The 12,494-nt window shown below is 62.2% G+C and carries 14 protein-coding genes; 10 read left to right on the top strand and 4 right to left on the bottom strand.

Translation table 11 applies throughout. The features are described 5' to 3' along the window. Positions 1 to 10: 10 nt before the first annotated feature. Entirely contained in the window at positions 11 to 1,033 is a 1,023-nt protein-coding gene (locus E5E97_RS07975; protein ID WP_024944559.1) for a GGDEF domain-containing protein, read from the bottom strand. A gap of 134 nt (positions 1,034 to 1,167) precedes the next feature. On the opposite strand from E5E97_RS07975, the gene rnr reads away from it, so the two are divergent. The 6 genes from rnr (at position 1,168) to E5E97_RS08005 (ending at position 7,427) form a co-directional block, all read left to right on the top strand. Further along, the gene (rnr, locus tag E5E97_RS07980) at positions 1,168 to 3,561 is read left to right on the top strand and encodes a ribonuclease R (RefSeq protein ID WP_016349442.1); all 2,394 of its coding nucleotides are present in this window, start codon (positions 1,168 to 1,170) and stop codon (positions 3,559 to 3,561) included. Further along, on the top strand, positions 3,558 to 4,307 hold the full coding sequence (rlmB, locus tag E5E97_RS07985) for a 23S rRNA (guanosine(2251)-2'-O)-methyltransferase RlmB (protein ID WP_118881919.1): 750 nt from the start codon (positions 3,558 to 3,560) through the stop codon (positions 4,305 to 4,307). The genes rnr and rlmB overlap by 4 nt, the downstream gene beginning before the upstream one ends. Before the next feature lie 10 nt (positions 4,308 to 4,317). After that, complete coding sequence (locus E5E97_RS07990) at positions 4,318 to 4,884, top strand: Crp/Fnr family transcriptional regulator (RefSeq protein ID WP_118881918.1); 567 nt, start codon at positions 4,318 to 4,320, stop codon at positions 4,882 to 4,884. 57 nt (positions 4,885 to 4,941) lie between these two features. After that, entirely contained in the window at positions 4,942 to 5,391 is a 450-nt protein-coding gene (locus tag E5E97_RS07995) for a GNAT family N-acetyltransferase (RefSeq protein ID WP_011704664.1), read from the top strand. 218 nt (positions 5,392 to 5,609) lie between these two features. Then, a complete protein-coding gene (locus E5E97_RS08000) occupies positions 5,610 to 6,470 on the top strand; it encodes a DMT family transporter (RefSeq protein WP_029301975.1) in 861 nt (286 codons plus the stop codon). A 120-nt stretch (positions 6,471 to 6,590) separates the two neighbouring features. After that, positions 6,591 to 7,427, top strand: a complete 837-nt coding sequence (locus tag E5E97_RS08005) for a DMT family transporter (protein ID WP_076361488.1) — start codon at positions 6,591 to 6,593, stop codon at positions 7,425 to 7,427. Positions 7,428 to 7,460: 33 nt separating this feature from the next. On the opposite strand, the gene E5E97_RS08010 is transcribed toward E5E97_RS08005, so the two are convergent. Both E5E97_RS08010 and E5E97_RS08015 read right to left on the bottom strand, forming a co-directional pair. Continuing rightward, entirely contained in the window at positions 7,461 to 8,351 is an 891-nt protein-coding gene (locus E5E97_RS08010) for a hypothetical protein (protein ID WP_171280122.1), read from the bottom strand. Between the two features lie 64 nt (positions 8,352 to 8,415). Next, positions 8,416 to 9,639 (bottom strand): Nramp family divalent metal transporter, encoded by a 1,224-nt coding sequence (locus E5E97_RS08015; RefSeq protein ID WP_016349448.1) that lies wholly within the window; start codon positions 9,637 to 9,639, stop codon positions 8,416 to 8,418. Positions 9,640 to 9,876: 237 nt separating this feature from the next. Between E5E97_RS08015 and rpsF the strand changes: the two genes are divergently transcribed. The 4 genes from rpsF to E5E97_RS08035 all read left to right on the top strand — a co-directional run bounded on the left by rpsF (position 9,877) and on the right by E5E97_RS08035 (position 11,865). Continuing rightward, complete coding sequence (gene rpsF / locus E5E97_RS08020; RefSeq protein ID WP_005308887.1) at positions 9,877 to 10,263, top strand: 30S ribosomal protein S6; 387 nt, start codon at positions 9,877 to 9,879, stop codon at positions 10,261 to 10,263. Positions 10,264 to 10,293: 30 nt separating this feature from the next. After that, positions 10,294 to 10,524, top strand: coding sequence for a 30S ribosomal protein S18 (gene rpsR / locus E5E97_RS08025; RefSeq protein ID WP_005308890.1), 231 nt, complete (start codon positions 10,294 to 10,296; stop codon positions 10,522 to 10,524). Positions 10,525 to 10,576: 52 nt separating this feature from the next. Further along, the gene (gene rplI, locus E5E97_RS08030) at positions 10,577 to 11,023 is read left to right on the top strand and encodes a 50S ribosomal protein L9 (protein ID WP_011704669.1); all 447 of its coding nucleotides are present in this window, start codon (positions 10,577 to 10,579) and stop codon (positions 11,021 to 11,023) included. A gap of 101 nt (positions 11,024 to 11,124) precedes the next feature. Continuing rightward, the gene (locus tag E5E97_RS08035) at positions 11,125 to 11,865 is read left to right on the top strand and encodes a ferredoxin--NADP reductase (protein ID WP_171280123.1); all 741 of its coding nucleotides are present in this window, start codon (positions 11,125 to 11,127) and stop codon (positions 11,863 to 11,865) included. A 52-nt stretch (positions 11,866 to 11,917) separates the two neighbouring features. On the opposite strand, the gene E5E97_RS08040 is transcribed toward E5E97_RS08035, so the two are convergent. Beyond that, positions 11,918 to 12,235, bottom strand: coding sequence for a hypothetical protein (locus E5E97_RS08040; protein ID WP_171280124.1), 318 nt, complete (start codon positions 12,233 to 12,235; stop codon positions 11,918 to 11,920). Positions 12,236 to 12,494 lie beyond the last annotated feature (259 nt).

Consider the following 12,494-nt stretch of genomic DNA (forward strand, 5'->3'; position numbering starts at 1 on the left):
GCTGGCAGAATCAGGATGGCAGCGGCATCACCCGGTTGCGACCCAGCTCCTTGGCCTTGTAGAGCAGCTTGTCGGTGCGCTCGACCAGGCTGTCGCCCGTCTCCTGACCGCTGTATTCACCCACCCCGAACGAGGCGGTGATGTGGTCGATGCGCCGGCCCGACTTGCGATCCAGAATCGACATCTTCTCGATGGCCCGGCGCAGGCTCTCCGCCATTTGGCGGCTCAGCGCCAGACTGCGCATGGGGACCAGCAGGGCAAACTCTTCGCCGCCGAGGCGGTAGGCTGTGACGCCCTCCTTGCAGGTTTCCCGCAGCCGCTTGCTGAAGGCGCGCAGCACTTGATCCCCCAGCAGGTGGCCATATTCATCGTTGAAGCTCTTGAAGCGGTCTATGTCCGACAGGATCAGGGAAAAGGGCTGCTTGCTGCGGATCAGGCTCTCTATCTCCAGATCGAAAGCGCGCCGGTTGAGCAGGCTGGTGAGCGCATCCTCGTTGGCCAGTTTGCGGGTCTCGTTGAGCGCCTCGCGCAGCTCCTTGATCTCCTTCTCGGCGCTGCTGAGCTGGTTGCGAAAGTGCATGGTGGACATGCGCACGTCCCGCGACTCGCGCACCAGATCCCGCAGGATCCCCATGGTGTCTTCCAGGCTCAGCCCCTCGTCGTCGATGAGGCTTAGCCGGTCGAAGCTCTTGTCGAGCATGTCCTGAAACATGCCGGTGTCGGAGAGGGCATCCTGCATGGTGTGACCAAGCTCGTTGGCCATGGCGGCCAGGTTGAGCTTCATGGTTTCCATCTGCTGCTCATCTTGCGCGGCGAGGTGCTGGTGATAGAGGCGTTCACAGGTGGTGAGAGAGCAGGTTCCCTGCAGCTTGATGGCCTGATCGATGGCCTGATTGAGCTCGGGCATGCTGGCCGCCACGTAGTTATACCAAAGGGTGTAATTATCCGGCGTGGTGGGGATTTGATACTTGATCATCAGGGGAACCGCCTGCTTGAGATAGGCGGCGGATTGGGCGAACGAGTCCTTGCTCATGAGTTCCATGTCTCATCATGCCTGCAAACTGTGCATAGTATGACAGAGAGATTGGCCAAAAGGCAGTCGATGGATGCCATTCGCCCCCCCCTCCGATATAATGGCACCGTTACCACCTACCCTAAGGCCTGCTTATGTCTCAAAAAGATCCTTTCCTCGAACGCGAGGCCGAAAAATACGAGAACCCCATCGCCAGTCGCGAGATGATCCTCGACCTCATCAAGGGCCATGAAAAGCCCATGTCCCGTGAAGAGCTGGCAAAGGTCCTCAAGCTGACCGAAGAAGAGCCGCTGGAAGCCCTGCGCCGTCGTCTGCGCGCCATGGAGCGTGATGGTCAGCTGGTATTCACTCGCAACCAGTGTTACGCCCTGCCGGATCGTCTGAATCTGGTGAAAGGCTACGTGCTCGGCCACAAAGATGGCTTCGGTTTTCTGCGCCCCGAGGGTGGTGGCCCGGATCTGTTCCTGAACAACCGCGAGATGCAGCGCCTGATGCACGGCGACTACGCCCTGGTGCAGCCTACCGAGATCGACCGCAAGGGGCGCCAGGAGGCGCGTCTGGTACGTCTGCTCAAATCCCGTGAAGCGGACATCGTCGGCCGCTACTTCGTCGAGAACGGCGTCGGTTTCGTGGTACCGGATGACAGCCGCATCGGCCAGGACATCATCATCCCGGAAGGGGAGAACAAGGGCGCTCGCCAGAGCCAGGTAGTGGTCGTGCGCATCAATCAGCGCGCCACCGCCCGCTTCAATGCGGTCGGCACCGTCTTGGAAGTGCTGGGTGAAAACATGGCGCCCGGCATGGAAATCGAAATCGCCCTGCGTACCCACGGCATTCCGCATACCTGGCCGGAAGAGGTGACCAAAGAGGTTGCCGGTCTGGGCGAGCAGGTGCCGGAGAAAGCCAAAGAGGGCCGCATCGACCTGCGCGCCCTGCCGCTGGTGACCATCGACGGGGAAGATGCCCGTGACTTCGATGACGCCGTCTTCTGTGAAGCCAAGCGCGGTGGCGGCTGGCGCCTGTGGGTCGCCATTGCCGACGTCTCCGCCTACGTGAAGCCGGGCACCGCCCTCGACACCGAAGCCTATCAGCGCGGCAACTCGGTCTACTTCCCCGAGTTCGTGGTGCCCATGCTGCCGGAGGTGCTCTCCAACGGCCTCTGCTCCCTGAACCCGCAGGTCGACCGTCTGTGCATGGTGTGCGAGATGACCATCTCCGCCGCTGGCCGCATGTCCGGCTACAAGTTCTACGAAGCGGTGATGAACTCCCATGCCCGCATGACCTACACCAAGGTGGCGGCGATCCTGGAAGGGGATCCCAAGCTGCGTCAGCAGTACGAGCCGCTGGTGGGTCACATCGAAGAGCTCAACAACCTCTACAAGGCGCTCAAACATGCCCGCCATCAGCGCGGCGCGGTGGAGTTCGAGAGCGAAGAGACCCGCTTCATCTTCAATGCCCAGCGCAAGATCGACCGTATCGTGCCGCTGGTGCGCAACGACGCCCACAAGATCATTGAAGAGTGCATGATCCAGGCGAACGTGGCCGCTGCCCGCTACATCGAGAAGAACGAGGCCGCCGCCCTGTTCCGGGTGCACGACCGTCCGGGCGAAGAGCGTCTGACCGGCTTCCGTGACTTCTTGGCCGAGCTGGGTCTGGAGCTCAAGGGAGGCCTGGAGCCCGAGCCGAAAGATTTCGCCGACCTGGCTGCCAAGTTTGAAGGGCGCCCGGATGCGGAGCTGCTCTCCACCATGCTGCTGCGCTCCATGCGTCAGGCCATCTATCAGGCCGACAACATCGGTCACTTCGGTCTGGCGCTGAAGTCCTACGCGCACTTCACCTCGCCGATCCGTCGCTACCCCGACCTCATCCTGCACCGCGCGATCAAGTATCAGACCGCCAAGGAGCAGCAGGCCAACCTGCGCCACAAGTGGACCCCGAGCGGTGGCTACCACTACCAGCTGGAAGAAGTGGACCCGATGGGCGAGCACTGCTCCATGACCGAGCGCCGTGCCGATGACGCCACTCGCGACGTGGCCGACTGGCTCAAGTGCGAGTACATGCTGGATCACGTGGGTGACGAGTTTGACGGCGTCATCGCCAGCGTCACCGGCTTTGGCTTCTTCGTGCGTCTGGCGGAGATCCACATCGACGGTCTGGTGCACGTCAGCACCCTCACCAACGACTACTACCAGTTTGACCCGCTGCACCAGCAGCTGATCGGCGAGAACTTCCGCCGCCGCTACCGTCTGGGTGACAAGGTGCGGGTCAAGGTGATGGGCGTGAATCTGGACGATCGCAAGATCGACTTCGTGATGGTGGAAGAGCCCCTCAAGGCAACCGGCAAGAACGCCAAAGAGATGGCGCGCAAGCAGGCCGAGATCAAGAAAGAGAAGGCCAAGAGCGCCCAGCGCCACGAAAAACGTAAAGAGGGCAAGGATCACGGCAAATCCGACAAGGGTGGCCGCGCCAAACCCAGCAACAGACGACCGAGCAAAAAGGCTCGCGATAAGGCCAAGAGCACTAAATGAGTACTGAACTGATCTACGGCATTCACGCTGTATCCGCGCTGCTGGAGCGCACCCCGGAGCGTTTCATCGAAGTGTGGGCCCTCAAGGGGCGCGATGACGACCGGCTGCAACCCTTGCTGGACGAGCTGGAATCTCTCGGCCTCAAGGTGCAGAGCGTGAACCGCAAGACGCTCGACGACAAGGCGGAGGGCAACAATCACCAGGGCATCATGGCCCGTGTGAAAGAGGCGCCCAAGCTGGCTGAGCACGATCTGGCCAGCCTGCTGGACAAGTTGGCCGAGCAACAGACTCAACCCTTCCTGCTGGTGCTGGACGGGGTGACCGATCCGCACAACCTCGGCGCCTGCCTGCGCAGCGCCGATGCGGCCGGCGTGCATGCGGTGATCGTGCCGCGCGACAAGGCCTCCGGCCTGACCCCGATCGTGCGCAAGGTTGCCTGTGGCGCCGCCGAAGTGGTGCCGCTCATCCAGGTCACCAACCTGGCTCGCAGCCTGCGCGAGCTGCAGGAGCGTGGCGTGTGGATTGTCGGTACCGCCGGCGAGGCGGATCACGACGTATTCCAGGCCAAACTGACCGGCCCGATGGCGCTGGTGATGGGCGCAGAGGGCAAGGGGATGCGCCGCCTCACCCGCGAGCACTGCGACGAGCTGGTGAGCATCCCGATGGCAGGGGCGGTATCCAGCCTCAACGTCTCGGTAGCGACCGGCGTCTGCCTGTTTGAAGCCGTGCGCCAGCGTCGTGCCTGAGGCGAGCTGAATGGATAGACCCCCGTTTTGCCGGGATCGGGTCACAGATGAGCAGGAGGCCGCGCGCCTCCTCTCTTTTGCCCGGCCGCTGACCCTGAGCCCCCGTGCCTGCCTCTGGCATGCTGGCGATCGACCCGATCTGCTGGTGATGGTGGAGCAGGGACTGCTGCGGGCCAAGGTGGTGCTGGCGGATGGCCGCGAGTACATCAAGGAGTTCTACTGGGAGGGTGACGAGTTTCTCGACTTCCACCACCTGCTCAGTGGCGAGCCGGCCCGCTACAGCGTTGAGGCGCTGGAGCCCTGTCGGCTCTTGCTGTTCAATCTGGCCGATCTGCGCACGCTCTCCTGCTGGCCCGCCTGGTATCAGCATCTGCTGGCGGTGCAGCTGCGCATCAAGGAGGAGAAAGAGCTGCTGCTCCTGACCGAGAGTCCGCAGGCCCGCTATCAGCACTTTTTGCGCAGTTTTCCCGTGCTGGAGGCCAGGGTGCCCGATCACCAGATCGCCGCTTATCTGGGCATCACCCCCATCAGCCTGAGCCGCATTCGCAAACGGCTGAAGGATCTTAACAAAGGTTAATGCCGACCCACGTGTGGCTGGCTATGCTGCCCTTCTCATCATGAGCAAGGAACCCCCATGAACTGGTCTCTCAAGTCTTTTGAACAACTCGACGTCAACGAACTCTATGAACTGCTCACCCTGAGATCCCGGGTCTTCGTGGTGGAGCAGACCTGTGTCTTTCTTGATCTGGACGGCGTCGACAAGCGCCCCGACGTGCTGCACCTGCTCGGCTGGCAGGATGGGGCACTGGTGGCCTATGCCAGGCTGATGGCGCCCGGCGTGGCCAAGGCGCAGCAGGTGGTGATCGGCCGGGTGGTGACCGCGCCCGAAGCGAGAGGTGATGGGCTCGGTCACCGGCTGATGCAGCAGGCGCTGCAGGAGTGTGCCCGGCTCTGGCCCGGGGTCAGCATCTATCTCGGGGCCCAGGCACACCTGCAAGGTTTCTACGGTCGTCATGGTTTCACCGCCGTGGGTGAACCCTATCTGGAAGATGACATTCCCCACATCGGCATGAGCTCCTCTTAATACCTTTTAAGCATAACAATGAAATTATTATGTCTTGAGGTAGTAAAGAAAACGGGTGCTCGGCGCCATGTTAGTGGGTACCCTCTGAGTGATTAATCGGCAACAGTTGATGGATAGGTTTTAAAAATGGTCTTTTACCCCATTAATTCAGAACAAGATTCAGCGATTGAGCCGTTGAGCCATTTTATTAGCGTTCGCCACTCGAGCGGCTGTCGCTGATGGAGTTGTTGCGCAAGCGGTTCGCACTGGACCTGCAAACCTTCGCCATCATCACCCTGGTGCTGGGCAATCTGGCCCAGGCCTTCTCCGACGTGCTGGTCAAGCTGATCGGCCCCGGCTTCAGCCCCTTCCAATACATGTTCCTGCGCCAGCTGCTGACCCTGCTGGTGCTGCTGCCCTTCATGCTGCGGGTACCGCGCTCGGCCTGGGGACTGGGTGCTTGGAAGTGGCACCTGCTGCGCGGCCACCTCTGCCTGCTCGGCGGGGGCGGCATGATGCTGGCCCTGACCCAGCTGCCGCTGGCCACGGCCAACGCCATCTTCTATGTCTCCCCGTTGCTGACGCTGCCGCTGGCGGCCTGGCTGCTCAAGGAGAAGATCAATTCCCGCGTCTGGTTGCTGGGAGGCATGGGGCTGCTCGGGGTGGTGTTCGTGCTGCGGCCGGGGGATTTCCATCTGGCCGGGCTGGGCGCCCTGGTGACCGCCTTCACCCTGGCGCTGTTCAACATCACGGGGCGCAAGTTGCCAGCCGGGATCTCGGTGGTGGCGACCCTGTTCTGGGCCAATCTGCTGGCTCTGCCGTTGACCGCCGGGCTGGCGGTGCATCAATGGCAGCCGGTGGACTGGCGACTGCTGGTGCTGATCGGTGGCAGCGGCGTCATGCAGCTGCTCTATCACGCCAGCTGCTTCTATGCCTATCGCCAGGTTGAGGCCAACCGCATCGCAGCGACCGAGTACTCGGGCCTGATGTTCGTGGTACTGCTGGGCGTCTGGCTGTTTGGCGAGATCCCGGCGTGGAACCTCTGGGTCGGGGTGAGCTTCATCCTGCTGGCCATTCACTGGCAGCGCCGGCTGCGCTGATGACATACCCATCGGCAGCAGGCCGATGGGTGAGAAAAGCAGGCATCTTATGAGGCTGCTCTCTGTCATCGCCGGGCAAACCGGCTATGCTGGGCGGCCTGTTGCTATCGGAACCCTGTCGTGACCCCTACCATCTTTGCTGCCATCCTGTTGGCCGCCCTGCTGCACGCGCTCTGGAATGCGCTGGCCAAGCGCCAGGCCGAGGGGCGCGTCAGTGTCTTGCTGGTCTCTCTCTGCTCTGGCCTGTTTGCCGCCCCCTTGCTGCCCTTGGTGGGTTGGCCGGTGGCGGCCGAATATCCCTGGCTGGCGCTCTCCATCCTGCTGCACTGCGGCTACTGTCTTTTTCTCGGTCGAGCCTACCGGCTGGGTGAGTTCGGCCAGATCTATCCGCTGGCCCGGGGCAGCGCCCCTCTGGTGACCCTGCTGTTCGGGGCCCTGCTGCTGGGCGAAGTGCCGGGAATGGTGGCGGTGACGGGGGCCGTGGTGCTGGTGAGCGGCGTGCTGCTGATGGCATGGCGCGGCGGTCTGCGGCTGGCCCCGGCCGCGCTGCAGGCGGTGCTCATCACTGCGCTGTTTACCGCCTCCTATACCTTGTCCGATGGAGCGGGAGCCCGCTCGGCCGGTGAGCCGATACGTTACACCCTCTGGCTGTTCGCCCTCACCGCGTTGATGATGCCGCTGCTGATGCGCTGGCAGAGTCGCACCGCCTGGCGCGAGCTGGGGCCTGCGGCGTGGCGCAGCGGCGCCATCGGGGGCGCCCTGTCGCTGTTGGCCTACGGTATCGTCATCTGGGCCATGACCAAGGCGCCCATCGGCCTGGTGGCGGCCCTGCGCGAGAGCAGCGTGCTGTTTGCTGTGCTGCTATCCTGGGGCTGGCTGGGGGAGGCGCTGGGGCGGGTCCGGCTGCTGGCCGCCCTGGTGATCCTGGGCGGGATCCTGCTGATCCGTCTCGGCTAGGGGGAGGCGGCTTAAGGCATCCGGGCCGGCCGGTCAGGGAGTGACCCGGGTCGTGAGGGTGAACCCTTCCTCACAGGAGGCCAGTTGCACCTGTACCTGCCCCAGTTCGGCCAGGCTGCCCACATGGGTGCCGCCACAGGGGATGGTGACCTCCCGGCCTTCCAGTGAGCAGTGCCAGTAACGGGAGTCGATGATCGCCTCGCCGGCCCGGCTGCGGCGGATCTCGCCACCGGCCGCCAGCCAGTCTGCCAACTGCTGGTTGATCCTCTCTTCTATCTGCGGCAGGTCTGCCAGCAGCGCCTCGCTGTTGACTCCTTTCTTGCGCAGGCTTTTGCCGATCCGGTACTGCTCGCGCGAACCCATGGGCTCGACCCGCGAGGTCTGGATGGCGAGGCGATCGAAGTCCGGCTGATCCAGCGCGTCCCGCTCGCTGAGCTCTTTGCGCCAGTAAGGCATCAGCGCCCGGTTGAGTGCCAGTGCCGCCAGATGGCAGCCGCTGTGGCCCAGGCTCAGGGCATGGCGGGCCTCGGCATCCACCCGCAGTGTCACCTGGCTGCCCACTGGCAGCGCACAGTGACCGGCCAGCGGGTGCACCACCACGAAGCGCCACCCTTCTGCGCTCCGCTTGACCGGGATCGCCTGGTCGACGAACAGCTCCCCATCCGGGCTGATGGCCCCCATGCGGCAGGGGCCGACGACCGCGTCGCCACCCTCCCAATGCACGGTACCCACGTCACCCGGCTGATCGGGCCAGAGGTGGCTCTGGGGATGAAAGGGGGTGAGGTCGGTGACCAGCAGGCTGGTGTCGCCGCTCTGGCAGAAGAGCACGCTGGCCTGCTCCTGATGGTGGCCCAGCACGAAGCTGGCTCGGGTATGTGGCATGGATGGCTCCCGCAAATCGAAGAGGAAGAGAGCCGCCAGCATACGCCAAAGCGCAGGCCGGCTCATTAACCTCGGTTAACGAACCGGCCTGAGAAGGGGGGGAGGGCTAGATCATGGCGACCAGCAGGTAGGCGTTGAGCCCGATCACCAAGGCGACTATGAGGCGGCCGACCGCCTGGGTCACCGGGTGGTTGCGATACTCCCCCATCAGGGCGCGATCGCCGGTCAATATCAGCAGCGGAATGAGCGCCAGCGCGATGCCGAAGCTCAGCACCACCTGGCTCAGCACCAGGATTTCGGTGGTGTTGAGGCCCATGGCGATCACCACGAAGGCGGGGGCCATGGTGATGGCGCGGCGCAGCCAGAGCGGGATGGTGAAGCGCACGAAGCCCTGCATCACCACTTGGCCGGCCAGCGTGCCCACTACGGTAGAGCTGATGCCGGAGGCGACCAGCGAGAGGCCGAACAGGGTGGCGGCCGCCTGGCCCAGCAGCGGGGTCAGGGTCTGGTAGGCCGACTCCAGCTCCGCTACCTGCTGGTTGCCGGAGCTGTGGAAGGCGGCCGCCGCCATGGCCATCATGGCCAGGTTGACGAAGCCGGCGATGGTCATGGCGATGGCCACGTCGACCCGGGTGGTGTGCAGCCGCTGGGGGACCGAGCCCTGATCCTGGGTGTGCTGGGTCAGTGCCGAGTGCAGGTAGATGACGTGGGGCATCACGGTGGCACCGAGCACGCCGGCCGCCAGATAGACGGCGTCGCTGTTGGGCAGGCCGGGGAAGAGGGCGCCCTCCAGCAGGCTCGGCAGATGGGGGCGGGAGAACACCAGCTCGACGATGTAGGCCGCCGCCACGAACAGCAGCAGGCCGCCCACCACAAACTCCAGCGGTTTCTGGCCGCGGGACTGCAGCATCAGAATGCCCCAGGTGACCACGGCGGTGATGCCGGCCCCTTCCAGCAGGGTGACCCCGAGCAGCAGCTTGAAGCCCACGGCCGCACCGATGAATTCGGCCAGATCAGTGGCCATGGCGATGATCTCCGCCTGTACCCAGTAAGCCCAGACTGCTGGCTTGGGCAGCCGGTCGCGAATGTGTTCCGCCAGGTTCTTGCCGGTGACGATGCCGAGTTTGGCCGAGAGGGTCTGCACCAGCATGGCCATCAGGTTGGCCCACACCACTACCCACAGCAGCTGGTAGCCGAAGGTGGATCCGGCCTGAATGTTGGTGGCGAAGTTGCCCGGATCTATGTAGCCGATGGCGGCGATAAAGGCCGGCCCGAGCAGGGTCAGCTTGAATTTGCGGGCCGGGATGGCCGTGGTCAGCGCGGGTTGCATGGTATCAGCCTCCATAAGTGCATGGAGATAGAATAGATCTAAATGATAATTATTATCAATTGAAGTTTTGTATTGTTCCCATAGATAAAAACATCGGTGGCGGCTGGTTGCAGTGGGGGATGGGATTTTGTACAATACGCCGCCCTAGAAAAGCAGCGTCTAAACACCATTATGTTCCTTGCCTCCGAGGTCTGGCTGCACCTGGGCGGAGGCTGAATTAATCCGTAAGGAGCTAAAATGCGTCATTACGAAATCGTCTTCATGGTTCATCCGGACCAGAGCGAGCAAGTACCTGGCATGATCGAGCGTTACACCGGCGCCATCACCACCTCCGGTGGTACCATTCATCGCCTGGAAGATTGGGGCCGTCGTCAGCTGGCTTACCCGATCGACAAACTGCACAAAGCCCACTACGTTCTGATGAACGTAGAAGCAGAGCAAGCCGTTATCGATGAGCTGGAAACCAACTTCCGCTTCAACGATGCCGTTATCCGCAACATGATCATGCGCACCAAGCACGCCGTGACTGAAGTTTCTCCGATGGCCAAGGCCAAGGAAGAGCGCTTCACCCGTCGTGACGACGAGCGCCGCGAAGAAGCTACTGAAGCTGCTTCCGAAGAGTAATTCTGGATCACTGACTAGAGGATAAAGGCCATGGCACGTTATTTCCGTCGTCGTAAGTTCTGCCGCTTCACCGCCGAGAACGTTACCGAGATCGACTACAAAGATATCGTTACTCTGAAAAACTACATCACTGAATCTGGCAAGATCGTACCGAGCCGTATCACCGGTACCCGCGCCAAGTATCAGCGTCAGCTGGCACGCGCCATCAAGCGTGCTCGTTACCTGGCTCTGCTGCCGTACACCGATCTGCACAACAAGTAAGAATCGGTCCGGCGCTTAAGCCTAACTCAACGAAATTTATAGAGGAAAGGTAATGCAAGTTATCCTGCTCGACAAAATCGCCAAACTGGGCGGTCTGGGTGACCAAGTTTCCGTGAAAGCTGGTTATGCCCGTAACTACCTGATCCCGCAAGGCAAAGCTGTTATGGCTACCAAGGCCAACATCGAGACCTTCGATGCTCGCCGTGCTGAACTGGAAGCCAAACTGGCTGCCGGTAAAGCTGCCGCTGAAGAGCGCGCTGCCAAGCTGGGTGAACTGGCTGCCGTTGTTATCGCCTCCAAGTCTGGCGACGAAGGCAAGCTGTTCGGTTCCATCGGTACCCGTGACGTGGCTGAAGCCATCACTGCTGCCGGCGTAGCCGTTGCCAAGAGCGAAGTCCGCATGGGCAACGTTCTGCGTAACACCGGTGACTACGAAGTTGTTGTTCAGCTGCACGCTGACGTCAAAGCAACCGTACAGATCCAGGTTGTTGCCCTGTAATAGCGATTCGCTTTTGCAGAAAAAACCCGCGCACTTGCGCGGGTTTTTTATTTTCAGGCCCAGGGTTAGAGTAAGGATCCGTTCTTCTGGAGGAGATCCCTATGGCCTGGGTCGAAGGTCGCGTCCTTGAGCGTATCGAGTGGACGCCCACCCTGTTCTCCCTGCGTGTGGCGGCCGAGCTGGCCCCCTACAAGGCGGGGCAATTCACCAAACTGGCCCTCGAGCAGGGCGAACGCCGCATCCAGCGGGCCTACTCCTTCGTCAATCCCCCGTCAGCCCCCTATCACGAGTTCTATTTCGTCGAGATCCCCGATGGGGAACTGACTCCGTCCCTCGGTTCACTGCAAGCGGGCGACAGCCTGCTGGTGCAATCCCTGGCGACCGGTTTTCTGACCCTGGACGAGATACCGGCCGGGCGCGATCTCTGGCTGCTCTCCACCGGCACCGCCATCGGCCCCTTCCTCTCCATGCTGGCCGACGGGGAAGCCTTCGCCCGTTTCGAGAACCTGGTGCTGGTGCACGGGGTGCGCAAGGGGGAAGAGCTGAGCTATCGGGAGCTTATCGCGGGTTTTGCCGCCCGCCACGGCGAGCGTTTTCGCTATGTGCCCTTCGTCAGCAGGGAGGAATGGCCCGAGGCGATGGCAGGGCGGATCCCGGCCGCCATCGCCGACGGTCGGTTGCAGGCGCGGGTCGGGCTGGAATTTGCTCCCGAGCTGAGTCAGGTGCTGATCTGCGGCAACCCGGCCATGGTGAAGGAGACCCAGCAGACCTTGCTGTCATTGGGGCTGGCCAAGAACCTGCGGCGGGCGCCCGGCAACATCAGTGCGGAGAACTACTGGTAGAGAAATGGACACAGGGGCCTCGGCCCCTGTGTCAGGGTGACGGGGATGACGATCAATTCTTCTTGCCGTTGCCGTTGCCTTTCTGCTTGTTGTGGCCCTGGCCCGGGTTGTTGCCGCTGTGGATGCTGCGGTTGTAGTGGTCCCGGTATTTGCCGTCCATCTTGTCGCAGTTGAGCTGGATGCGGCTGTCGCCGATGCCGAGATCCAGGCAGTTGCTCTGCCACCAGTCGTACTCTTTCTGATCCCAGTTGATGTCCAGCTTGATGTCGTCGGTGGAGAGTTTGACGCCATCGTTGTTCTTGGAGGGGGGCGCCGCCATGGCCATGCCTTGGACGAGCAGCAGGGAGAGCAGCAGTATGGATTTGTGCATGATGACCTCGAGTGCGGAAGGATTGGTCTCAGTGTAGAAGCTGGCGCCTTAACCGGGCCGGAACCAGGCACGACATCAGTTGGCGGGCATGTCATGCCGGCTTGCCGCGGGTGGGCAGGCGATCAGGCTAGCGGGGTTTGCAGCGGCAGACAACGGGGAAGCGTCGACAATTTGCCCAATCTGGTCGCAGCCTGTCCGTTTGTGAAGGTATCTGAGTCAATTCAAATGATTAGCCTTCATTCTGTGGCTCGGCTGACTA

The sequence above is a fragment of the Aeromonas sp. 2692-1 genome, assembly GCF_013085505.1.
In the GTDB taxonomy this organism is placed as follows: domain Bacteria; phylum Pseudomonadota; class Gammaproteobacteria; order Enterobacterales; family Aeromonadaceae; genus Aeromonas; species Aeromonas hydrophila.